Genomic DNA, 23,520 nt, shown 5'->3' on the forward strand with positions numbered 1-23,520 from the left:
CAACGCTCGATGGGACTAGTCGCGCATGGCCCGTGCCAGCACGTCGCCGATCGGCTTGATCAGGTAGCTGGCGAAAGTGCGCTCGCCGGTGTGGATCATGACCTCGGCCGGCATGCCCGCGAGCAGTCGCATGTCCGAGGTCATCTCCTCGCGCCCCTCCCCGGTGACCCGCACCCGGGCCCGGTAGTAGTCGCGCCCGGTGCTCTCGTCCTCGAAGCTGTCGGCCGAGACGTGGATCACCTCACCGGCGACGGCGTGGGTGAGCCCCTGGTTGAAGGCGCTGAAGCGAATTTCCGCCGGCTGCCCCGCGTAGAGGCTGTCGACATCGCTGACCGGCACCCGCGCCTCGACCACGAAGCCCTCGTCGTTGGGCACGATATCGAGAATCGGATCGCCGGCGCCGACCACCGCGCCGAGCGTGTGCAGCTCCAGGCCGACCACCGTTCCCGCCACCGGCGCGGTCACCGTGGTACGGCGCACCTCATCGGACAGCGCCGTGATCCGCTCCTCGGCATCGGAGATACGCTCCTGCACCTCGCGCAGCTGCTCGCCGGCCTCCGCCTGGAACTCCTGCCGGCGGATCTGCTGCTGTAGCGAGTTCTCGCTGATCTGCGCCTCGATCCGGGCGATGACGGATTGTTGCTGTGCGGTTTCCCCTTCGAGCTCGAGAATGTCGCGCTCCAGCTCACGCAGTCGCTGCCGATCGCCGTGGCCGCGTTCGAACAGGCCACGCAGGTCGCTCGCCTCTTCGCGCAGTGAGGCGATCTGCTGGCGGTTGTACTCCACCAGGGATTCGAGGCCCTCGCGCTGCTCCTCGTACTGGCGGGTCTGCTGGTCGAGGGTTTCCAGGGTGCTCTGCAGCGACTGCCGGCGCGAGAAGAACAGGCCATGCTGCACCGCCAGCACCTCGTTGACGCGCTGGGAGTCGCTCTCGAGCAGCTCCTCGGGAAACGTCACGCTCGCCTCCTCGGCGAGCTCGGCAGTCAGGCGCACTTCGCTGGCCCGGTTGATCAGGTACTGCGTTCGCGCCAGCTGCAGCTGCGACGCGGCGCGGGTGTTGTCGAGCACCACCAGCACGTCGCCGGCGTCGACCTGGTCGCCGTCGGCCACGCGGATCTCCTGGACGATACCGCCCTCGTAATGCTGCACCGTCTTCTTGTACGAAGCGACCGAGACCTTGCCCGGCGCCACGACGGCGATCGCCAGGTTGGCGGCCAGCGCCCAGCCGCCGAAGCCGCCGAAGGCGACCAGCAGGATGAGCAGCCCCAGCTGGCGGTAGCGACGCCCATCGATGGGTAACGCCGTGGTGTCGTATGTCTTCATTGGCCACTGACTCCTGCCGCCAGCCCCTCGTGAGATCGCGGCGGTCGCGATACCCTGCCGGCCTCCGGCGGCCGGCGTCCCGGCGCCGCGAGACGCGCCATGACCTCCTCGCGCGGCCCCAGCAGACGAAGCCGCCCCTCGCCCAGCACCAGCAGCTTGTCGACGTCGGCCAGCACGCTGCGCCGGTGACTGATCACGAACAGCGTGGTCCCCTCCGCCTTGAGCTGGCGTAGCGCCTCGGCCAGCGCCCGTTCGCCGGCATCGTCGAGGTTGGCGTTGGGTTCGTCGAGCACGACGAGCACGGGGCTACCGTAGAGGGCCCGCGCCAGGCCGACCCGCTGGCGCTGACCGCGCGACAGCGCTCCGCCGGTGGCCCCGATGCGGGTCTCGTAGCCCTCGGGCAGGCGCAGGATCATCTCGTGCACGCCGGCCTTCTTCGCCGCGGCCACGACCCGCGCATCGTCGGCCTCGCCGAAGCGGGCGATGTTCTCGCTGATCGTGCCGTCGAAGAGCTCGATGTCCTGGGGCAGGTACCCCACATGGGGACCCAGCTCGTCCCGGTTCCAGTGCCTCAGGTCGGCAGCGTCGAGCCGCACCGCCCCAGCCTCGGGCGGCCAGATGCCGAGCAGGGCGCGGGCCAGGGTGGTCTTGCCCGCGGCGCTCGGCCCGATGATGCCGACATGCTCGCCGCTCGCGACCCGGAAATCGATGCCGTGCAACACCGCGCCCGTGGCCCCCGGGGGGGCCAGGGTCAAGCCCTCCACCGAGACGTCGCCGCGCGGCTCGGGCAGCGTCAGGCGCCGTGTCTCCTCCGGCATGTCCCGGAACAGCGCGTCGAGCCGGCCATAGGCATCGCGGCAGCCGACGAAGCTCTTCCAGCTGGCGATCATCTGGTCGATGGGAGCCAGCGCCCGCCCCATGATGATCGAGGCGGCGATCATCATGCCCGGCGTGATGCTCGCCTCCAGCACCAGCAGCGCCCCCAGCCCGAGGATCAGCGACTGCGCCAGGATGCGCAGCCCCTTGGACAGATTGCTCAGACCGCTACTGCGATCGCTGGCCTGGGACTGCTTGACCAGCGCCGCCACGTGCCGCGCCTCCCAGCGCCGCATGATCGCCGGCAGCATGCCCATGGCATGCAGGACCTCGGCGTTGCGCAGGTTGCTGCCGGCCTGGGCCTGGGCCTGGATGTGCTCATGCCCGGCTTCCGCCAGCAGGCGCTTGGAGGCCTTCTCGTTGAGGATCGCCAGCCCCAGCAGCAGCAGGCCGGCGACGGTGGCGAAGACACCGAACCAGACGTTGAACACGAAGAGGATGGCCAGGTAGAGAGGCACCCAGGGGGCGTCGAAGAAGGCGAACAGGCCCTGGCCCGAGACGAACTGACGTACCGTGCGCAGGTCGTCGAGGGGTTGGCCGCGGCCTTCACCCGGCGACGCCAGGCCACGCGCGAACATGGCGCGATAGAGGCGACGGCTGATCAGCGTATCGAGTTGGTTGCCCACCCTTACCAGCAGGCGGGAGCGCACCAGCTCCAGCCCGGTCATCACCGCCAGCAGGAAGAATGCCACCAGGGTCAGCATGAGCAGGGTTTCCCTGCTGCCGCTGGTGATGACGCGGTCGTAGACCTGCAGCATGTAGAGCGCCGGAGTCAGCATCAGCAGGTTGATGAACAGGCTGAAGCCCGCCACCCATAGCAGGGCGGGCCGGCAACGGCCCAGCGCTTGCTGGAAGTCGCTTTGAGTTCTTGGAGGCATGACGCTCACTGATCGACATGAAGGGACAACGCAGGCCGTCTCGCTGCTCGCGGACGGCACACTAACAAACCCACCCGGGGCTATCGGCTAACTTATTAGTATTTTTGTGTATTAATGAGATAAAAAGTAAGCCACAAATAAACCTAACTCGACCTAATCAAGAAAACACCCAACGTTTCAATTAAATACCGGAATCGCCACCTGCGATCCCCCGAATAAATGTAAAAACCCCTCCCACTTACATTCGAACATCGACCGAGCGCTCTTGTCACCCTCTCCCGGCTCGTTAGGATGCGCAGCGAAGCGTGGGGTGACTCACCTTGCCGCACGCCCGCAAGGCCCCGACCGGCCAAGGCCACGGGGCCCGAACATGGCTCACCAGGAGAAACCAGCATGCCGACCATCGATGTCGCCCGTGGAACATCGGCCCGAGAGCTCCAGGAACTGATCGACAGCGCCCCCAGCGAGTCGACCCTGCTGCTGGAATCAGGCGGCTACCGATTCGACCAGGCCCTGCGCATCCAGCGCTCCGACATCACTCTCAAGGGCGCCGGGGCCGATGCCACCACGCTGACCTTCAGCGACGCCGCCCTGGCGGACAACGACTACGCCATCTCCGTCGACAGCGAGACCTGGGGCGAGACGCAAGGGACGCTCGCCGCGGACCTCGGTGCGGGCGAGCGCCGCCTGACGCTGGACGCCGGGCATGGCCTTGAGCGGGGCGACACGGTGCGCATCTGGGAGGACAACGACACCGCCTTCCTCGACGAGATCGGCGACACCTCCTGGCGCAAGCAGGCCAACGCCGAGCTACGTACCAGCATGGCAAGGGTCGACGCCGTGAGCGGCGACGCCATCACCCTCGATCGCGGCGCCCATTTCGACTTCACCGGCGGCCAGGCCAAGCTCGAACGCCTCACTTCCGTCGACGATGCCGCGCTCGAAGGTTTCAGCGTCGACTTCGAACTGGGAACGCCCGACGCCTCGGCGTTCTCCAATGCCCGCAGCCACCTGACAGGCTACCAGGCCGTTCGGCTGGATGGCACCACCGATGCGCGGCTGGAGGATGTCGCGGTCGTGAACGGTCCTTCGACGGCCTTCCATGTCGCCCGCTCGCTGGATCTCGAGGCCGATTCGCTGCGTGCCGAAGGTGCCTTCAACAAGGGCAGCGGCGGCAACGGCTACGGCTTCGAGCTGAAGGAGAGCTATGACGGCAGCTTCAGCCATCTCGAGGACAGCGGCATGCGCCATGGGGTGCTGTTCGCCTCCTGGCGCTCCTCCGTCGGCAACGAGATCGAGGTCGATTTCACCGACCGCGACATCAACTTTCACGGCGGACGCGACCATGACAACGAGGTCAGGGTGGCGCAGGCCATCCGCAACGCCGATTCCGACGAGCTCTCCCCCACGCTGTGGGTCAATGCCGGCGGCGAGAGCTTCGGCGCCATCACCGATGCCGACGCCAACCAAGTCCGCTTCGACTACGTGCTGGGCTCGCGTCGCAGCGATGTCCTGCAGGGCAGCGACGACGGCGTCTACCTCAACGGCGGGCTGGGCCACGACACGCTGACCGGCGGCGCCGGCCACGACCTGCTGGAGGGGGGGCCCGGCGACGACTGGTACGACGGCGACGACCGCCTGGTCGGCGGCGAAGGCATGGACACGGTACGCTACGCCCGCCCGATCGATGCCTACCGCTTCGACTTCGACGGCGACCGGGTCAACATCCACAGCGACAAGGGAGCCACCGACACGCTCGAGGAAATCGAGCTGGTCAGCTTCGCCGACGGCACCGTGCTGCACACCGCCTCCCGTGGCACCTTCCAGGCCGATACCCTCGACGTACCCGATGCCGAGGAGATACTCGCTGGCAATGCCATCCCCGCCGGCCTGGTGGACGACGGCGCCGAGCTGCTGGTGACAGGCAGCACGACACGGCGCTGGGACGACGGCTACGTCGCCGAGATCTTCGTCGAGAACCTTACCGATGCGCCCCTCGCGACGCCCGAGCTGCGCCTGGCCACCGACGACACCATCGACACCCTGTGGAACGGCGAACTGAGCCGCGACGGCGACACCTACCTGGTGCGTGATGACAATCCCGGCGAACTCGATTCCGGCGAGGCCTGGCGCTTCGCCTACCGCGCCGATGGCGACGAGGCCTCTCTCGACGCCATCAGCGCCACGGACGGCCAGCAGGTCGCCCTGCTCGGCCTGCACGATGGCAGCGACCTCGGCCTGCTCGGCTGAGCGGCGTCATCCAGGCAAAGAGAAAGGGCGCCCCGAGGGGCGCCCTGTGCGTCTGACGGCTCGCCTGGCGGCTTACCAGCCGGTGACGTCCTTGAGTGCGTCGCCGATCTGGGCCAGGGAGCGGACGGTACGCACGCCGGCGTCTTCCAGCGCGGCGAACTTCTCGTCGGCGGTACCCTTGCCGCCGGAGATGATGGCACCGGCATGGCCCATGCGCTTGCCCGGAGGCGCGGTGACGCCGGCGATGTAGGAGACCACCGGCTTGGTCACGTTGGCCTTGATGTAGGCCGCCGCCTCTTCCTCGGCGGTGCCGCCGATCTCACCGATCATCACGATCGCCTCGGTCGCCGGGTCCTTCTCGAACATCTCGAGGATGTCGATGAAGTTGGAGCCCGGGATCGGGTCGCCGCCGATGCCCACGCAGGTGGACTGGCCGAAGCCGTGATCGGTGGTCTGCTTGACCGCCTCGTAGGTCAGGGTGCCGGAGCGCGACACGATGCCGACGCGGCCGGGGCGGTGGATGTGGCCTGGCATGATGCCGATCTTGCATTCCCCCGGGGTGATCACGCCGGGGCAGTTCGGGCCGATCAGGCGCACGCCCAGTTCGTCGCACTTGACCTTGACGTCGAGCATGTCGAGCGTGGGGATGCCCTCGGTGATGCACACGATCAGCTTGATCCCGGCGTTGGCGGCCTCGAGGATCGAGTCCTTGCAGAAGGCCGCCGGGACGTAGATCACGCTGGCTTCGGCGCCGGTCTTCTCGACCGCTTCCTTGACGGTGTTGAACACCGGCAGGCCCAGGTGCTCCTGGCCGCCCTTGCCCGGGGTCACGCCGCCGACCATCTTGGTGCCGTAGGCGATCGCCTGCTCGGAGTGGAAGGTCCCCTGCCCGCCGGTGAAGCCCTGGCAGATGACCTTGGTGTTCTTGTCGATCAGGATGCTCATTACTTGCCCTCCGCTGCCTTGACGACCTGCTGAGCCGCATCGGTGAGGCTCGTGGCAGCGATGATGTTCAGTCCGCTTGACGCCAGCTTCTCGGCGCCCAGCTCGGCGTTGTTACCCTCGAGACGCACCACCACCGGCACGTTGACGCCGACCTGCTCGACCGCCCCGATGATACCCTCGGCGATCATGTCGCAGCGCACGATGCCGCCGAAGATGTTGACCAGCACCGCCTTGACGTTGGTGTCGGAGAGGATCAGCTTGAACGCCTCGGCCACCCGCTCCTTGGTCGCACCGCCGCCGACGTCGAGGAAGTTGGCCGGCTTGCCGCCGTTGAGGTTGACGATGTCCATGGTGCCCATCGCCAGGCCGGCGCCGTTGACCATGCAGCCGATGTTGCCGTCGAGGGCCACGTAGTTGAGGTCCCAGGCGGCCGCTTCCGCCTCGCGCTCGTCCTCCTGGGAGGGATCGCGCATCGCCTGCAGGTCGGGGTGACGATAGAGGGCGTTGCTGTCCAGGTTGATCTTGGCGTCGAGGCAGTGCAGGTTGCCTTCGTCGGTGATCACCAGCGGATTGATCTCGAGCAGCGCCAGGTCCTTCTCGTGGAACAGGCGCGACAGGCCGAGGAAGATCTTGGTGAACTGCTTGACCTGGTCGCCCTTCAGGCCCAGGGCGAAGGCCAGCTCGCGCGCCTGGTATGGCTGGGCGCCGACCAGCGGGTCGATCTCGGCCTTGAGGATCTTCTCGGGGGTTTCCTCGGCGACCTTCTCGATCTCGACGCCACCCTCGGTGGAGGCCATGAACACCACGCGGCGCGTGGTGCGGTCGACCACCGCACCCAGGTAGAGCTCGCTGGCGATGTCGGTGCAGTTCTCGACCAGGATCTTGGCGACCGGCTGACCGTTGGCATCGGTCTGGTAGGTCACCAGGTTCTTGCCCAGCCACTGCTCGGCGAAGGCCTTGGCCTCCTCCGGGCTCTTGATCAGCTTGACACCGCCGGCCTTGCCGCGGCCGCCGGCGTGAACCTGGGCCTTGACCACCCACATCTCGCCGCCGATCTTCCTGCAGGCTTCCGCCGCTTCCTCGGGGGTATCGACCGCGAAGCCCTTGGACACCGGCAGACCATAATCAGCAAACAGCTGCTTGCCTTGATACTCGTGAAGGTTCATCGATTCATGCCATTGGTTGCATGTGACTCGAACGGTAACCGCGAAACACCGCCTGCGACGGTCGTTGTCGGGTCACCCCCGTCCGCACCCGGTACGTCGCCGGGCGCGACGCGCCATCCGCCGGATGGCGCTTGTTGTCCCTCTTGGCGAACTCGCTTACTTGCGCTTCTTGCGGTTGGCCATGTGGATGGCGTGGCCGTCCACCGCCAGGGCCGCTTCATGAATGGCTTCGGAGGTGCTCGGGTGCGCGTAGCAGGTCAGGGCCAGGTCCTCGGCGCTGGAGCCGAACTCCATGGCGATCACGCCCTGGGCGATCAGCTCGCCGGCGTGCTGGCTGACGATGTGCATGCCCAGGATGCGATCGGTCTCGGCGTCGGCGATGATCTTGGCCATGCCCTCGGGGGCGTTGTTGGCCAGCGCCCGGCCGTTGGCCGAAAACGGGAAGGAGCCGGTCTTGACCTCGATGCCCTTGGCCTTGGCCTCCTGCTCGTTCATGCCGACCCAGGCCACTTCCGGCGAGGTGTAGATCACGCTGGGAATGGCATCGTAGTTCATCTCGGCCTTGTGGCCGGCGATGATGTCGGCCACCATCACGCCCTCCTCGGAGGCCTTGTGCGCCAGCATCGGACCGCGCACGCAGTCGCCGATGGCGTAGATGCCCGGCACGCTGGTGCGGCACTGGTCGTCGACATGGATGAAGCCGCGCTCGTCCAGGCCCACGCCGACGCCCTCGGCAACCACGCCCTGGGTGTAGGGGCGGCGGCCGACGCAGACGATCAGCTTGTCGAAGGTCTGCTCCTGGTCGCCGCTGCCGTCGCTGTACTTGACCAGCACCTCGTTGCCCTTGACCTCGGAGCCGGTGACGCGGGCGCCGAGCTTGATGTCCAGGCCCTGCTTCTTGAGCAGCTTCTGGGTCTCCTTGGCCACGTCCTTGTCGACCATCGGCAGGAAGGTGTCCATGGCCTCGAGCACGACGACCTCCGAGCCCAGGCGGCTCCACACGCTGCCCAGCTCCAGGCCGATGACGCCGGCGCCGATCACGCCCAGGCGCCCCGGCACCTCGGTGAACTCCAGGGCGCCGGTGGAGGTGACGACGATGTCCTCGTGCAGCGGGGTCGGCGGGATCTCCACCGGTACCGAGCCCGCGGCGATGACGATGTTGTCGGCCTCATAGGTGGTCTTGCCGCCGTCGTGGCCGGTGACCTCAACCTGCTTGGAGCCGGTCACCTTGCCGGTGCCGTCGATGGCCGTCACGCCGTTGGCCTTGAACAGGGCGCTGATGCCGCCGACGTTCTTGGCGATGACGGAGTCCTTGAACTCCAGCATCTTGGCCACGTTGGGCTTGGGCGCTTCCAGGTCGATGCCGATCTCGGCGAAGTGATCGCGCGCCTCGACGAACTTGTGGGAGGTCTCGAGCAGCGCCTTGGAGGGTATGCAGCCCACGTTCAGGCAGGTGCCGCCGTGCACGGTCTTGCCTTCCTTGTTGACCCACTTCTCGACGCAGGCGGTCTTCAGCCCCAGCTGGGCGGCGCGGATGGCGGCCACGTAGCCCCCGGGGCCCGCACCGATGACGATCACATCAAATTTGTCGGCCATGTGCTTTTCCTGTTGATCGGTTCGCGTTTGAGTCCGTTGATTCGGGCGCCGTCAGATGTCCAGCAACAGGCGCGCCGGATCCTCGAGCAGCTCCTTGATGGTGACCAGGAACTGCACCGCATCCTTGCCGTCGATCATACGGTGGTCGTATGACAGGGCCAGGTACATCATCGGGCGGATCTCGACCTTGCCGTTGACGGCCATGGGTCGCTCCTGGATCTTGTGCATGCCGAGGATGGCGGTCTGCGGCGGGTTGAGGATCGGGGTCGACATCAGCGAGCCGAAGATCCCGCCGTTGGTGATGGTGAAGGTGCCGCCCTGCATCTCGTCGATGCCGAGCTTGCCGTCGCGCGCACGCTTGCCGAAGTCGACGATGCCCTTCTCGACGTCGGCGATCTTCATGCTGTCGGTGTCGCGCAGCACCGGCACCACCAGGCCGCGATCGGTGGAAACCGCCACGCCGATGTCCTGATAGCCGTGGTAGACGATGTCGCTGCCGTCGATGGAGGCATTGACGTCGGGGAAGCGCTTGAGCGCCTCGGAGGCCGCCTTGACGAAGAAGCCCATGAAGCCGAGCTTGACGTCGTGGGCCTTCAGGAAAGTGTCCTTGTACTGCGCGCGCAGCTCCATCACCGCGCCCATGTCCACCTCGTTGTAGGTGGTGAGCATGGCGGCGGTCTGCTGGGCCTGGACCAGGCGCTTGGCAATGGTCTGGCGCAGCCGGCTCATCGGCACGCGCTTCTCGGGACGCTCGCCCTCGAAGGCCGGTGCCGCGGCGCCGGACGGCTTGGGAGCGGCGGCCGGCGCCGCGCTCTTCTTGGCCGTGCCGGCCTGCACGGCGCGCTGCACGTCCTCCTTGAGGATGCGGCCGCCCTTGCCGGTGCCCTCGATCTTGCCGACGTCAAGGTCGTGCTCGGCGACCAGCTTGCGCGCGGCCGGGGCGAGGATCTTGTCGCCGATCTTCTCGTCGGCACCGACGGCAGCGCCGGCCTCGTCCCGGTCGCCGCTGGACTCGGCGGGGCTGCCTGCGCCACCCGCACCTTCGGTGAAGATCGCCAGCACCGCCTCGGACTCGACCTGGCTGCCCTCTTCGGCCTTGATCTCGGCGATGGCGCCATCGGCCGGCGCGACCACCTCGAGCACCACCTTGTCGGTCTCGATGTCGGCCAGCACGTCGTCGCGCTTGACCGCCTCGCCGACCTTCTTGTGCCAGGTGGCCACGGTGCCTTCCTGGATCGACTCGGGGAAGGTCGGCGCCTTCACCTCGTGGGACTTGCCGCCGCCGGCCGGGGCGGCCGTGGCTGCGCTGTTCGACTCGGCCTTGTCCTCGGCCTTCTCGCGCTTCTGCTCGCCACCCTTGTCGGAACCCTTGGCAGCGCCCTCACCGATCTTGCCCAGCACCTGCTCGGACTGCACGGTGTCGCCCTCCTCCACCAGCACCTCGGAGAGGGTGCCGGCCTCGGGCGCCACCACTTCGAGCACCACCTTGTCCGTTTCGATCTCGACGATCAGCTCATCGCGCTCGACGCTATCCCCCGGCTTCTTGTGCCAGGCGGCCACGCTGCCTTCGGCAACGGATTCCGGAAAGGTGGGCGCTTTGATCTCGGTAGCCATGTCGTTTCCCTTGTATGTTCTCTCTCGTCCCGGTGGTGTCGCTCAGACGCTGAAGGCGTCTTCCACCAGCTGGCGCTGCTGTTCGGTGTGGACGGACATGTAGCCCGCCGCGGGTGCCGCCGACGCCGGGCGACCGGCGAACTTGAGCTCGCCGCCCAGGCCGCTCTTGAGCATCTCGGCCACCGCCCGCATGTGGTGCTGGCTCGAGTACCAGGCGCCCTGGTTGAGCGGCTCCTCCTGACACCAGACCATGCTCTCGAGGTTGACGTACTCCTTCAGCGCCTCGAACAGCTCCTCCTTGGGGAAGGGGTAGAGCTGCTCGACGCGCACGATGGCGGTATCGTCGATCTCGTTCTCCGCACGCCAGGCCGCCAGGTCGTAGTAGACCTTGCCGGCACACATGATGACCCGCTTGACACGCTGGGCCGCGAGATCGCCCTGGTCCGGCAGCACCATGTGGAAATGGCCGTTGGCCAGATCGTCGAGGCTCGAGGTCGCCTCCTTGTGGCGCAGCAGGCTCTTCGGCGACATCACCACCAGCGGCTTGCGCAGCGGGCGAATCACCTGGCGCCGCAGCAGATGGAAGATCTGCGCCGGGGTGGTCGGCACGCAGACCTGCATGTTGTGCTCGGCGCACATCTGCAGGAAGCGCTCGAGACGCGCGGACGAGTGCTCCGGGCCCTGCCCCTCGTAACCGTGGGGCAGCAGCATGGTCAGCCCGCACAGCCGGCCCCACTTGGTCTCGCCGGAGGAGATGAACTGGTCGACCACCACCTGGGCGCCGTTGAAGAAGTCGCCGAACTGCGCCTCCCAGATCACCAGGTCGTTGGGGGCGGTGGTGGCGTAGCCGTACTCGAACGCCAGTACCGCCTCCTCGGAGAGGAAGGAGTCGTGGATGGTGAAGCGCGGCTGACCGTCGGCCAGGTGCTGCAGCGGCACGTAGGTCGAGCCGTCCTTCTGGTTGTGCACCACCGCATGGCGGTGGGAGAAGGTGCCGCGGCCCACGTCCTGGCCGGTGATGCGCACCGGATGCCCCTCGTCGAGCAGCGTGGCGTAGGCCAGGGTCTCGGCGAAGCCCCAGTTCAGGCCCAGGCCGCCGGCCTGCATCTTGCGCCGGTCCTCGTAGATCTTGGCCACCTGACGCTGCACCTCGACGCCGTCGGGGATCTCGCACATGCGCGCGGCGAGCCGCTGCAGGCGCTTCATCTCGACGCCGGTCTCGGCGTAACCGCTCCACTCGTGGCCGAGGTAGGGCTTCCAGTCGACGAACAGCGAGGTGTTGGGCTCCTGGACCAGGGCGTTGGCCACATGGTTGCCCGCCATCAGGTCCTCGCGATAGGTCTCGATCATCGCCTGGGCCTCGTCTTCGGACAGCACGCCCTGCTCCACCAGGCGCTGCGCGTAAAGCGTCCGCGCTGAAGGATGCTCCTTGATCTTCTGGTACATCATTGGCTGAGTGCCGGACGGCTCGTCGGCCTCGTTGTGGCCACGGCGGCGGTAACACACCAGGTCGATGACCACGTCCTTGCGGAACTGCTGACGGTAGTCCAGCGCCACCTGGGTGGCGTGCAGCACCGCATCGGGATCGTCACCGTTGACGTGGAAGATCGGCGCCTGGACCATCTTGGCGATGTCGGTGCAGTACTCGGTGGAACGCGTGTCCTGCGGGTGCGAGGTGGTGAAGCCGACCTGGTTGTTGATGACGATGTGCAGCGTGCCGCCGGTCTTGTAGGCACGGGTCTGGGACATCTGGAAGGTCTCCATGACCACGCCCTGCCCGGCGAAGGCCGCATCGCCATGCACGTTGATCGGCAGGACCTTGGTGCCCTCGAAGTCGTCGCGGCGATCCTGGCGGGCACGCACCGAGCCCTCCACCACCGGCGAGACGATCTCCAGGTGGGAGGGGTTGAAAGCCAGCGCCAGGTGCACCTCGCCGCCCGGCGTCATCACGTTGGAGCTGAAGCCCTGGTGGTACTTGACGTCGCCGGAGCCACGCTCGATCAGCTTCTTGCCGTCGAACTCGTCGATCAGCTCGGAGGGGTTCTTGCCGAGGATGTTGACCAGCAGGTTGAGGCGGCCGCGGTGGGCCATGCCGATGACGACTTCCTTGACCCCGTAGCCGCCGCCACGCTGGATCAGCTCGTCCATCATGGGAATGAACGCCTCGCCGCCCTCGAGACCGAAGCGCTTGGTGCCGGGGTACTTGGAGGCCAGGTAGTTCTCGAGGCCCTCCGCGGCGGTCAGGCGCTCCAGCAGGTGCTTGCGCACCTCGGCGCTGTACTTGGGTGCCGAGCGTACCGACTCGAAGCGCTGCTGCAGCCAGCGCTTCTCCTCGGTATCGACGATGTGCATGATCTCGCAGCCGATCGAGCGACAGTAGGTCTGCTCCAGCGCCTCGACGATCTCGCGCAGCGGCGCCTTGTCCATCCCCAGAAAGAAAGAGCCGGTCTGGAACTCGGTGTCCAGATCGGCCGGTGAAAGCTGGTGGAAGGAGAGGTCGAGGTCGGGAATGGGGGCCTGGCTGCGCAGCTTGAGCGGGTCGATGTCGGCCTTCTGGTGACCTCGGAAGCGGTAGGCGTTGATCAGCTGCAACACCTTGACCTGCTTCTTGCTCTCGCCGCTGTCGGCGGCGGCCGCGGTGACCCGACGCGCGCGTGCCAATTGCTGGAACTGATCGCGCACGGTGCTCAAGGGGACGTCATGGGTGGCGCTGCCATCGACGCTCGGCAGCTGATCGAAGTAGCTCCGCCATTCGTCGGGCACGGAACCTGGGTCGGCGAGGTATTGCTCGTAGAGCGCTTCCACATAGTGAACGTTGCTGCCGCTCACGTGGGAGCTGTTCCACATCAACTCCATTATGCCTTGTTGCATCTCTCGGTCACCCTACACTGATGGGGTGTTGTCGGCGCCGTTGCGGGCCAGCCGCGACGGCTTGGCTGGTGCCCTGCCGGAGGGGCGTCTTCTCTATCCCGGCGGCTCCGGCCGCGAGGCCGGAATCCTTGCAATTCATGCTCAAGAGCCGGTACCTCTGGCACCGGCTCTCTTGCTTGTCGTCGGCGAGCCGACCGCGACACGACGTCGCGGTCGAACTGCGGCCAGTATGATAGCAAGCTACGCGCCACGATTTAAGTGGCATTCGCCAGCAGCATGTCGCGGATCTTGCCGATCGCCCGCGTGGGGTTGAGCCCCTTGGGGCAGACCGCGACGCAGTTCATGATGCCGCGGCAGCGGAACACGCTGAACGGATCCTCCAGCTCGGCCAGGCGCTCGCGGGTCGCGGTATCGCGCGAGTCCGCCAGGAAGCGGTAGGACTGCAGCAGGCCGGCCGGGCCGACGAACTTGTCCGGGTTCCACCAGAACGACGGGCAGGAGGTCGAACAGCAGGCGCACAGGATGCACTCGTAGAGGCCGTCGAGCTTGTCGCGGTCCTCCGGCGACTGCAGGCGTTCGATGGCCGGCGCCGGGGTGTCGTTCTGCAGGTACGGCTGGATGCGCTCGTACTGCTTGTAGAACAGCCCCATGTCGACCACCAGGTCGCGCACCACCGGCAGGCCCGGCAGCGGGCGCAGCACCAGCTTGTTGTCCTTGACCACGTCGGACAGCGAGGTGATGCAGGCAAGGCCGTTCTTGCCGTTCATGTTCATGCCGTCGGAGCCGCACACGCCCTCGCGGCAGCTGCGGCGGAAGGCCAGGGTGGTGTCCTCGGCCTTGAGCATCTCCAGCACGTTGAGCACCATCAGGTCGCGGCCCTGGGTGTCGAGCTGGTACTCCTGCATGTAGGGTGCGGAGTCGGTTTCCGGGTTGTAGCGGTAGATGGATACCTGAAGCATCTCGTGACTCCCCCTTAATAGGTACGGACTTTCGGCTCGAAGGTGTCGACGGTCTTCGGCTTGAAGTTGACGTCGCGCTTGCCGACCCGCTTCTCGGCCGGGAAGTACATGGAGTGCTTCAGCCAGTTGGCGTCGTCGCGGTCCGGGTAGTCGTAGCGCGAATGGGCACCACGGCTCTCCTTGCGCTCCAGCGCCGCGATGGCGGTGGCCTCGGCCACTTCCATCAGGTTGTCGAGCTCGAGCGCCTCGACGCGGGCGGTGTTGAAGGCGCCGGACTTGTCGACCAGGTGCGCCTCGGCGATGCGACCACGCAGGTCGGCCAGTTTCTTGACCCCCTCCTGCATGTGATCCTCCTGGCGGAACACGCCGAAGGCGTTCTGCATGATGCCCTGCAGCTCGGTCTTGAGCGCCGCCACGGACTCGCCGCCGGTGGATTCGTTCCAGCGGGTCATGCGCTTCATCGCCGCCTCGATGTCGGACTCGGAGGCGTCGAGGTAGTCGATGCCCTCGTTGAGCGCGCCCTCGATGAACATCCCGGCGGCGCGGCCGAACACCACCAGGTCGAGCAGCGAGTTGCCGCCCAGGCGGTTGGCGCCGTGCACCGAGACGCAGGCCGCCTCGCCGCAGGCGAACAGGCCGCCCACGATGCGGTCGTTGCCGTCGGCGTCCTGCATGATCGCCTGGCCGTGCACGTTGGTCGGAATCCCGCCCATCATGTAGTGGCAGGTCGGCACCACCGGAATCGGCGCATTGGTCGGGTCGACGTGGGCGAAGATCTTCGACAGTTCGCTGATGCCGGGCAGGCGCTTGTTGAGCACCTCCTCGCCCAGGTGGTCGAGCTTGAGGAAGACGTGGTCGCCCTTCTCGCCGCAGCCGCGGCCCTCGAGGATCTCCATGACCATGGAGCGCGCCACCACGTCGCGGCCGGCGAGGTCCTTGGCGTTGGGCGCGTAGCGCTCCATGAAGCGCTCGCCGTCCTTGTTGACCAGGTAGCCGCCCTCGCCGCGGCAGCCCTCGGTGACCAGCACGCCGGCACCGTAGATGCCGGTGGGGTGGAACTGCCACATCTCCATGTCCTGCATCGGGAAGCCGGCGCGCAGCGCCATGCCGATGCCGTCGCCGGTATTGATCAGGGCGTTGGTGGTGGAGGCGTAGATGCGACCCGCACCGCCGGTGGCCATGACGGTGGCCTTGGACTTGACGTGCACGACTTCGCCGGTCTCGATGCACATGGCGATGCAGCCCACCACGTCGCCATTGGCGTTCTTGACCAGATCGACCGCGAACCACTCGTTGAGGAAGGTGGTGTTGTTCTTCAGGTTGTTCTGGTAAAGCGTGTGCAACAGGGCATGGCCGGTACGGTCGGCCGCCGCGCAGGTCCGCGCCGCCTGACCGCCTTCGCCGAAGTTCTTCGACTGGCCGCCGAACGGACGCTGGTAGATGCGGCCGTTGTCGAAGCGCGAGAACGGCAGGCCCATGTGCTCGAGCTCGAAGACCGCCTTGGGGCCCTCGGAGCACATGTACTCGGCGGCGTCCTGGTCGGTGATGTAGTCGCCGCCCTTGACGGTGTCGTACATGTGCCAGCGCCAGTCGTCGTTGGGGTCGGCCGAGGCGATGGCGCAGGTGATTCCGCCCTGGGCGGACACGGTGTGCGAGCGGGTCGGGAAGACCTTGGACAGCACGGCGGTCTTCTTGCCGGACTTGGCCAGCTCGAGCGCGGCGCGCAGGCCGGAACCGCCACCGCCGATGATGATGGCGTCGTAGGACAAGGTACGCATGTTAGACATGAATCAGGCTCCCCACAGAACGGTAATGCCCCAGACCAGAAACACGAACACGGCCAGGATGATGACGACCTGGGCACCGAGGCGCACGGGCGTGGACTTGAGGTAGTCGGTGGTCACGGTCCACAGGCCGATCCAGGCGTGCGCGGCGAGAGAGATGAAGGCCAGCAGGGAGAAGATGCGCATCCAGGTCTGGGCAAAGAGCTGGCTCCAGGTGACGTAGTCGAGCCCGGGATTGAACAGCAGGTACGCGACGATGAAGACCGTATAGAGCGCCAGGATGATGGCCGAGACCCGCTGGATCAGCCAGTCGGAGAGGCCGCTGCGACCCAGATTGGTGATGTTGGTTACCATACCCAGACTCCCGCCAGAATGATCAGGACGGCACTCAGGACCACGGTGGCCTGTGCCTTCTTGACGCCCCCTTCAAGGGTCACGCCATAACCGGCATCCATCAGCATATGCTTGATGCCAGCCACGAAGTGAAAGGCCAGGGCCGACAGCAGGCCCCAGGCGATCAGCTTCGCCAGGATATTGTTGGCCAGGGCATCCTTGACGGCCGCAAACCCCGCGGGGGAAGACAGCGACTTGTCGAGGGCCCAGAAGGCGAAGACGAGACCAACGAACAGGATTACGCCGGTGATGCGGTGGGCGATCGACGTCAAGGCGGGAAGCGGGAAGTGGATCGTGGTGAGATCTAGGTTGACGGGTCGTTTGCTATTCACGGCTCTATACACACTCTCTTGGCTCGCTCTACATCCGATGGGACCAGGCTCGAGCGGGCGGTGGTTTGAGGTAGGGGGCTCGCCGCTGCCGGACGGGCATGACAACGAGTACCTGCCAGTCGCGCGGAGTGGATTATAGGGACATGAATCCCTAGTGACAAATGCCCGCCGCCCCGACTCGACCATGGTACAAGCCTGCCGGCGCGCGCATGACGACCGCCGCGCGGGCTGCTGACGGCAGGCCGGCCGCCGGCGAGGCCTCCCGGTGGTGCAGAGCACCATTTTTCAGCCAGATATTATACAAAACAAAAGACTTTGCATAAGTAGCAGGTCTCTTTGGCCCAATTGACAATCCCGGGAACGCTTCTATAGTGGGCGAACCTTTTTCGCGGGCCAGCGCTTCAACAGGGTTTGCGAAAGAATGAGTTAACGTTCTATTCGACTTCGAGAGGAGGCCAGAATGGCTGACAGGAAAGCGACACTGACGGTAGACGGCCTGGACAAGACGATCGAATTGCCGGTCTACTCAGGTACCCTGGGCCCTGACGTGGTCGATGTTCGCGGCCTCGGTGCCGAAGGCCTGTTCACCTACGACCCCGGCTTCATGGCGACCTCCTCCTGCCAGTCGGCGATCACCTACATCGATGGCGCCAAGGGCGTGCTGCTGCACCGCGGCTATCCGATCGACCAGCTGGCCAAGGAGTCCAACTTCGTCGAGCTGTGCTACATGCTGCTGTTCGGCGAGCTGCCCACCGACGCGCAGTATGCCGACTTCGAGTCGCGGGTCCGCAACCACACCATGGTCCACGACCAGATCAACAACTTCTTCAAGGGCTTCCGCCGCGATGCCCACCCGATGTCGATCCTGTGCGGCGTGGTCGGCGGCCTGGCGGCCTTCTACCACGACCACCTTGACATCACCGTCGAGGAAGACCGCGTCATCAGCGCGATCCGCCTGATCGCCAAGATGCCGACCATCGCCGCGATGTCCTACAAGTACAACGTCGGCCAGCCGTTCAACTACCCGCGCAACGACCTGAGCTATGCAGAGAACTTCCTCTACATGATGTTCAGCAACCCGTGCGAGGAGTACAAGGTCAACCCGGTCTACGCCAAGGCCATGGACCGCATCTTCATGCTCCACGCGGACCACGAGCAGAACGCCTCGACCTCCACGGTGCGCCTGGCGGGCTCCACCGGCGCCAACCCCTTCGCCTGCATCAGCGCCGGCATCGCCGCGCTATGGGGTCCGGCCCACGGCGGCGCCAACGAGGCGGTGCTGAAGATGCTCGACGAGATCGGCGACGACTCCGAAGAGAACATCCAGCGCTTCATCGACAAGGCCAAGGACAAGGACGACCCGTTCAAGCTGATGGGCTTCGGCCACCGCGTCTATCGCAACTTCGACCCCCGCGCCAAGGTGATGAAGGAGACCTGCGACGAGGTGCTGGCCGAGCTGGGCATCGACGACCCGCAGCTCAAGATCGCCAAGCGCCTGGAGCAGATCGCCCTGGAGGACGAGTACTTCGTCGAGCGCAAGCTCTACCCCAACGTCGACTTCTACTCCGGCATCATCCTCAAGGCGATGGGCATCCCGACCAACATGTTCACGGTGATCTTCGCCGTGTCGCGCACCATCGGCTGGATCTCCCACTGGCACGAGATGCTCAGCGACGACTACAAGATCGGTCGCCCGCGCCAGCTCTATACCGGCCACGCGCAGCGCGACTATCCTGCCAAGTGATCCGGCAGGCCGCGGCCCTGCCGCAGCGCCACCCCTCGCAGAGAGCCGCCCCCCCGGGCGGCTCTCCGCTTTTCGTCAGCATGACAGGAGGAGTCTCCGATGAGCCAGAGCATTTCCACCGTCGCCTTCATCGGCCTGGGCGTGATGGGCTACCCCATGGCCGGCCACCTGGCCCGGGCCGGGCGCGAGGTGCGCGTCTACAACCGCACCGCCGCCAAGGCCAAGGCGTGGGTCGCCGAGTACGGCGGCAGTCACCATGACACGCCCGAGGAGGCCGCCCGCGGCGCCGACCTGGTGCTGGTCTGCGTGGGCAACGACGACGACGTCCGGCAGGTCACGCTGGGCGAACGGGGCGCCCTCTCGGCCATGCGCGCCGGCAGCCTGCTGGTCGACCATACCACCGCCTCGGCCGACCTCGCCGAACAGCTCGATGCGGCCTGCCGCGAACGCGACATCGGCTTCGTCGACGCCCCGGTCTCGGGCGGCCAGCAGGGCGCCGAGAATGGCGCCCTGACGATCATGTGCGGTGGCGAACAGGCCGATTTCGAGCGCACCGAGCCCGTGCTGGCCCACTATGCCCGCGCCGTCAGCCTGATGGGACCGGCCGGCAGCGGCCAGTTGACCAAGATGGTCAACCAGATCTGCATCGCCGGGCTGGTCCAGGGCCTGGCCGAGGGCCTGCACTTCGCCGAACAGGCCGGCCTCGACCCGCAGCGCGTGGTCGACGTCATCTCCAAGGGAGCCGCCGGCTCGTGGCAGATGGAGAACCGCCACAAGACCATGATCGCCGACGAGTACGAGCACGGCTTCGCCGTCAACTGGATGCGCAAGGACCTGGGCATCTGCCTCGAGCAGGCGCGCCGCCTCCAGGCCCGCCTGCCCGTCACCGCGCTCGTCGACCAGTTCTACGGCGATGTCCAGGTGATGGGCGGGGGCCGCTGGGACACCTCCTCCCTGCTGCGCCGCCTGCGTGCGCTCGGGCGCGACTAGCGGCTCACGGAGCCGGCACGCCGAGGGGTGTCCCCTAACCGCGACACCCCCTCAGCGAAAAGTACCAGAAAAGTACCAGCACGCTCTTGACAGCCCACACTTTACACGGAGCGAATCCCGGCTCTCGAGCGCCCTGAACGTTTTCCACACATTCTGTGGATAACCCTGTTCACAACCGCAAGAAAACGGCATCAAATCGGCATGAGAAGGGGGTTGGCGTTAGATTGATCACTTTTTGATCAATCTTAACTTATTGAACTACAAGGTTTTTTGCGAATGCACACTGAAAAGCGGCCGTTTCGGCGGATGACGCACAGGAGCATGGTCGAGACACTGCACAAGTGGACAAGTCAAGCCCAAAACGCAGTAAAAATAGGCGCTTCAATGGACTTTTCACGTAGCGGGAGCCTGCCGCGGACGATGCGCGCGGCAGCATCACCCGAGACGGCTCGGGTGTCGCAAAAGAGATACAGACAGGAGTACGCTGCGGAAATCGAAGTGGCGTCCCATAGGGGGTTCGAACCCCTGTTCCCGCCGTGAAAGGGCGGTGTCCTGGACCACTAGACGAATGGGACGCAACGCCTTCATGCACTGGCACGCCGCACTTGGTGGAGCCTAGCGGGATCGAACCGCTGACCTCGACACTGCCAGTGTCGCGCTCTCCCAGCTGAGCTAAGGCCCCACGTGCGTGCCTTGAAGACGGGGCGTAGGTTACTGATTCACCCCATCTTCGTCAACACTTTCCTTCCCTTCTCTTCAAGGGGCGAAGCGCCGCGACTCCTTCTTCAGGCGGCGCAGCCCGACTTACAGCTCCCTGTACTCCTTCTCGAAGCGCTTGGCCTGCTTCTTGGAGACTCCGCCGAGCACGTCGATGGCATGGCGCAGCCGTGCCCGGGTCACGTCGGAACCGAGGATCGCCATGGCATCCATGACCGAGGTGCTGGCCGTGGAACCGGTCACGGCGATGAACACCGGCGCCAGGAAGTCCTTCATCTTGAGGCCGAAATGGCCCGCCAACGCCTTGACCTCGGCGAGCAGCGTCTCCTTGTGCCAGGCAGGCACCGCCTCGAAGCGCCACACCAGGAACTGCAACAGCTTGAGCAGCTCCTCGCGGTCCAGCTTGACGGCCTCGAAATCCTCTTCGCGAATCGCGGGCACCCCGCCGAAGAAATGGCCGGCCAGCGGCGCCACCTGGGACAGCGTCTCTACCCGGGTACGCACCTGGGGCAGGATCTGGCCGACATACTTCTCATTGAACGCCCACTCCTTCAACGCCTCGAGGAAGGCCCGGTCGTCGAGGTCCTCACGGATATAGAGGCCGTTGAGCCAGGTCAGCTTCTCCAGGTCGAAGACCGGGCCGCCCAGCGACACCCGCTGGATGTCGAAGTGGGCCATCATCTCGTCGAGGCTGAACTTCTCGCGCTCGTCGGGCATCGACCAGCCCATCCGCCCCAGGTAGTTGATCACCGCCTGGGGCAGGAAGCCCATGCGCCGGTAGTAGTTGATGGAGGTCGGGTTCTTGCGCTTGGAGAGCTTCGACTTGTCGGGATTGCGCAGAAGGGGCATGTGGCACAGTACCGGCATGTCCCAGCCGAAGTACTCGTAGAGCAGCTGGTGCTTGGGCGCCGAGTTGATCCACTCCTCCCCGCGCAGCACGTGGGTAATGCCCATCAGATGATCGTCCACCACGTTGGCCAGATGGTAGGTGGGCATGCCGTCGGACTTGAGCAGCACCTGGGCGTCCACCTGCGCCCAGTCGACCTCGATGGGGCCCCGCAGCATGTCGTCGATCACGCAGGTACCGCTGGTGGGCACCTTCATGCGTACCACGTAGGGCCAGCCTTCACGCTCACGCCGGGCTGCCTCCCCCTCCGGCAGCGCCAGGTCCGAGGGCTTGAGCGCCAGGTGCAGGCCGGAGGCCTTGCGCGCCTCGCGCAGCTCGTCGAGCTCCTCGCTGGTGCGGTAGCACTTGAAGGCATGCCCCGCCTCGATCAGCTGCCGGGCGTACTGGGCGTAGATATCGCCACGCTCGCTCTGCCGATAGGGGCCGTGCGGGCCACCCACGTCGGGCCCCTCGTCCCACTCGAGCCCCAGCCAGCGCAGCGAGTCGAGGATCATCTGCTCGGACTCCTGCGTGGAACGCACCCGGTCCGTGTCTTCGATGCGCAGGATGAACTGCCCGCCGTGCTGCCTCGCAAAGCAGAGATTGAACAACGCGATGTAGGCAGTTCCAACGTGCGGGTCGCCGGTGGGTGACGGCGCAATGCGAGTACGTACAGTCATGTCGTCCTATATCCAGTCGGGGTATGCATAGGGCGGCATTATACGCACCTGGCTCGGCGCAGACAGCCGCGCCAGCGCTTGGCTCGCGACAGGCGATGTGTCCCGACAGGCATAGAATGATTCTAATTTTCTGATGCAAGGCACTGACAAAGAAAAGTAAATTTATCGTTGAAGCGTTAAATTTGCACAGTTAACACAGATCATTGACTATCGCCCTACTTCGGTACCAACAGTCGCCAGGTTGATTGAAATGGATGCATTGGGTGAAAGAATCAAGCACTTACGATTGCAGGCAAACCTGAACAAGGCCGCGCTGGCAAGGAAGGTGGGGGTTTCCGATGTCACGATCTCGTACTGGGAGTCGGGTGCCATCAAGCAGATCGGCCACGAGAGGCTGGTGGCACTGGCAGACGCCCTCGGCTGTTCGCTGGCCCAGCTGCTCGAAGGCGAGGCAAGGTTGACACCGGCACCGCTCTACCTGCGCGGCCAGCCTCCTGTGCCATGGCTGGACCCCAATGCCAATCGTTTCATGATCTCCAATGAAATCCTGGCAGGCGTCGATTGGCAGGGTGAGTGCTACCTCGTCACCCCGGCGCCGGGAGAGCGGTTCGATTACCTCGATAGCGGCGATCTCGCTGCCTTCGGCCCCACGGAACGCTGCGACCAGCCTGGACGTTACCTGATCGAAGGGGCCGGAGGGCTGTATATCGGCCAGCTCGAGCAGGGCGAGCGCGGCGAACTGCTGTTCAGCAGCGGAGCGGATGACACGGCGGTGCCGGTCCCGCTGGAGACGTCCGAGAGAGTCGTGGGAAGGCTGCTGGCTTGCTGGCGCATGGAGAGCGCCTGAGGGCTACCACGCTCACTCGACTTCCAGCATTTCCACCTGATCGGAGGCCCGGCGTGGCTCGCTGCCGATCAGGTAGCGACGCGAGTAGCTCGCCACCTGCCCCAGGCCATGACGGCCGTTTCGCACCAGCGGTCCCTCGAGGTGCTCGCCCTTGTCGCCGATCCGCTCTCGTACGGCGGCGGGCTGGACGCTGGCTTCCACCAGGTTGACGGTTATGGTGTAGCCACCGTCGGGAAGGCCGCTACCCGGCCCGAAGGGGCCCGCGGCAAAGCGCCGCCCCGCTACCGAGGTCCGCGATTGCCAGCGCACGCCGCTCAGCTCCCGCTCCATCACGATCAGAAGCCGCGCGTCGTCGGGCAGATTGGTGTCCCCTTCGAGCATGAGCCGACGATCCTCGCGAAGCGTTGCCGACACGGCAATCTCCACCGATAGTGGCTCCACTGCGACCGGCGCCTCGGCCGCCCGGGTGGCGTCGGCAGACGGCTCCTGCCGCTCCTGCTGCTCCTGCTGTTGCTCTCCGTCCGTCCGGGGGGTCTGGGTGCCGTCGTCATCGCCACCGCAACCCGATAGCCACAGCACCGCCAACAGCCCTGCGCAGGAACGACGCCAAGCCCTCATGCCCTTCTCCTGACCGAAAGTCGATCCCCTAGACTAGCATTGTGGCGGTCA

17 protein-coding genes and 2 tRNA genes are annotated in these 23,520 nt (G+C 65.9%); 4 read left to right on the forward strand and 15 right to left on the reverse strand.

Annotation, left to right across the window (positions count from 1 at the left end):
* Positions 1 to 15 precede the first annotated feature (15 nt).
* Positions 16 to 1,323 (reverse strand): HlyD family type I secretion periplasmic adaptor subunit, encoded by a 1,308-nt coding sequence (locus tag DIS04_RS04880; protein WP_111412554.1) that lies wholly within the window; start codon positions 1,321 to 1,323, stop codon positions 16 to 18.
* Positions 1,320 to 3,077: a type I secretion system permease/ATPase gene (locus tag DIS04_RS04885; RefSeq protein WP_111412555.1), complete on the reverse strand. Its 1,758-nt coding sequence runs from the start codon at positions 3,075 to 3,077 to the stop codon at positions 1,320 to 1,322. The genes DIS04_RS04880 and DIS04_RS04885 overlap by 4 nt, the downstream gene beginning before the upstream one ends.
* A 393-nt stretch (positions 3,078 to 3,470) precedes the next feature.
* Between DIS04_RS04885 and DIS04_RS04890 the strand changes: the two genes are divergently transcribed.
* The gene (locus DIS04_RS04890; protein ID WP_111412556.1) at positions 3,471 to 5,327 is read left to right on the forward strand and encodes a cellulose binding domain-containing protein; all 1,857 of its coding nucleotides are present in this window, start codon (positions 3,471 to 3,473) and stop codon (positions 5,325 to 5,327) included.
* 72 nt (positions 5,328 to 5,399) lie between these two features.
* On the opposite strand, the gene sucD is transcribed toward DIS04_RS04890, so the two are convergent.
* The 9 genes from sucD to sdhC all read right to left on the reverse strand — a co-directional run bounded on the left by sucD (position 5,400) and on the right by sdhC (position 16,987).
* On the reverse strand, positions 5,400 to 6,272 hold the full coding sequence (gene sucD / locus DIS04_RS04895) for a succinate--CoA ligase subunit alpha (protein WP_111412557.1): 873 nt from the start codon (positions 6,270 to 6,272) through the stop codon (positions 5,400 to 5,402).
* Positions 6,272 to 7,438 (reverse strand): ADP-forming succinate--CoA ligase subunit beta, encoded by a 1,167-nt coding sequence (sucC, locus tag DIS04_RS04900; protein ID WP_111412558.1) that lies wholly within the window; start codon positions 7,436 to 7,438, stop codon positions 6,272 to 6,274. The genes sucD and sucC overlap by 1 nt, the downstream gene beginning before the upstream one ends.
* Positions 7,439 to 7,594: 156 nt before the next feature.
* Positions 7,595 to 9,034, reverse strand: coding sequence for a dihydrolipoyl dehydrogenase (gene lpdA / locus DIS04_RS04905; protein ID WP_111412559.1), 1,440 nt, complete (start codon positions 9,032 to 9,034; stop codon positions 7,595 to 7,597).
* Between the two features lie 51 nt (positions 9,035 to 9,085).
* Positions 9,086 to 10,648 (reverse strand): 2-oxoglutarate dehydrogenase complex dihydrolipoyllysine-residue succinyltransferase, encoded by a 1,563-nt coding sequence (odhB, locus tag DIS04_RS04910; protein ID WP_111412560.1) that lies wholly within the window; start codon positions 10,646 to 10,648, stop codon positions 9,086 to 9,088.
* A 42-nt stretch (positions 10,649 to 10,690) separates the two neighbouring features.
* Positions 10,691 to 13,519, reverse strand: coding sequence for a 2-oxoglutarate dehydrogenase E1 component (locus tag DIS04_RS04915; RefSeq protein ID WP_111412561.1), 2,829 nt, complete (start codon positions 13,517 to 13,519; stop codon positions 10,691 to 10,693).
* 254 nt (positions 13,520 to 13,773) lie between these two features.
* The gene (locus tag DIS04_RS04920) at positions 13,774 to 14,478 is read right to left on the reverse strand and encodes a succinate dehydrogenase iron-sulfur subunit (protein ID WP_111412562.1); all 705 of its coding nucleotides are present in this window, start codon (positions 14,476 to 14,478) and stop codon (positions 13,774 to 13,776) included.
* Between the two features lie 14 nt (positions 14,479 to 14,492).
* A complete protein-coding gene (gene sdhA, locus DIS04_RS04925; protein WP_111412563.1) occupies positions 14,493 to 16,265 on the reverse strand; it encodes a succinate dehydrogenase flavoprotein subunit in 1,773 nt (590 codons plus the stop codon).
* Between the two features lie 3 nt (positions 16,266 to 16,268).
* Positions 16,269 to 16,616 (reverse strand): succinate dehydrogenase, hydrophobic membrane anchor protein, encoded by a 348-nt coding sequence (sdhD, locus tag DIS04_RS04930; protein WP_111412564.1) that lies wholly within the window; start codon positions 16,614 to 16,616, stop codon positions 16,269 to 16,271.
* Positions 16,610 to 16,987, reverse strand: coding sequence for a succinate dehydrogenase, cytochrome b556 subunit (gene sdhC, locus DIS04_RS04935; RefSeq protein WP_218938124.1), 378 nt, complete (start codon positions 16,985 to 16,987; stop codon positions 16,610 to 16,612). Before sdhC ends, sdhD begins: the two co-directional genes overlap by 7 nt.
* A 460-nt stretch (positions 16,988 to 17,447) precedes the next feature.
* On the opposite strand from sdhC, the gene gltA reads away from it, so the two are divergent.
* A complete protein-coding gene (gene gltA, locus DIS04_RS04940; protein WP_111412567.1) occupies positions 17,448 to 18,731 on the forward strand; it encodes a citrate synthase in 1,284 nt (427 codons plus the stop codon).
* A gap of 99 nt (positions 18,732 to 18,830) precedes the next feature.
* A complete protein-coding gene (locus tag DIS04_RS04945) occupies positions 18,831 to 19,721 on the forward strand; it encodes an NAD(P)-dependent oxidoreductase (RefSeq protein WP_179951215.1) in 891 nt (296 codons plus the stop codon).
* A 499-nt stretch (positions 19,722 to 20,220) separates the two neighbouring features.
* On the opposite strand, the gene DIS04_RS04950 is transcribed toward DIS04_RS04945, so the two are convergent.
* From DIS04_RS04950 to gltX, 3 genes are all read right to left on the reverse strand, one after another.
* Positions 20,221 to 20,296, reverse strand: a tRNA-Glu gene (locus DIS04_RS04950).
* 31 nt (positions 20,297 to 20,327) lie between these two features.
* Positions 20,328 to 20,403: transfer RNA gene (locus tag DIS04_RS04955), tRNA-Ala, on the reverse strand.
* Positions 20,404 to 20,525: 122 nt separating this feature from the next.
* Positions 20,526 to 22,004, reverse strand: a complete 1,479-nt coding sequence (gene gltX / locus DIS04_RS04960; protein ID WP_111412569.1) for a glutamate--tRNA ligase — start codon at positions 22,002 to 22,004, stop codon at positions 20,526 to 20,528.
* 250 nt (positions 22,005 to 22,254) lie between these two features.
* Here gltX and DIS04_RS04965 point away from each other — a divergent pair, with 250 nt between their 5' ends.
* Complete coding sequence (locus DIS04_RS04965) at positions 22,255 to 22,851, forward strand: helix-turn-helix domain-containing protein (protein WP_111412571.1); 597 nt, start codon at positions 22,255 to 22,257, stop codon at positions 22,849 to 22,851.
* Positions 22,852 to 22,863: 12 nt separating this feature from the next.
* Here DIS04_RS04965 and DIS04_RS04970 read toward each other — a convergent pair whose 3' ends face one another.
* Entirely contained in the window at positions 22,864 to 23,469 is a 606-nt protein-coding gene (locus tag DIS04_RS04970; protein WP_111412572.1) for a hypothetical protein, read from the reverse strand.
* Positions 23,470 to 23,520 lie beyond the last annotated feature (51 nt).

Source organism: Billgrantia lactosivorans (assembly GCF_003254665.1).
In the GTDB taxonomy this organism is placed as follows: Bacteria; Pseudomonadota; Gammaproteobacteria; order Pseudomonadales; family Halomonadaceae; genus Halomonas; species Halomonas lactosivorans.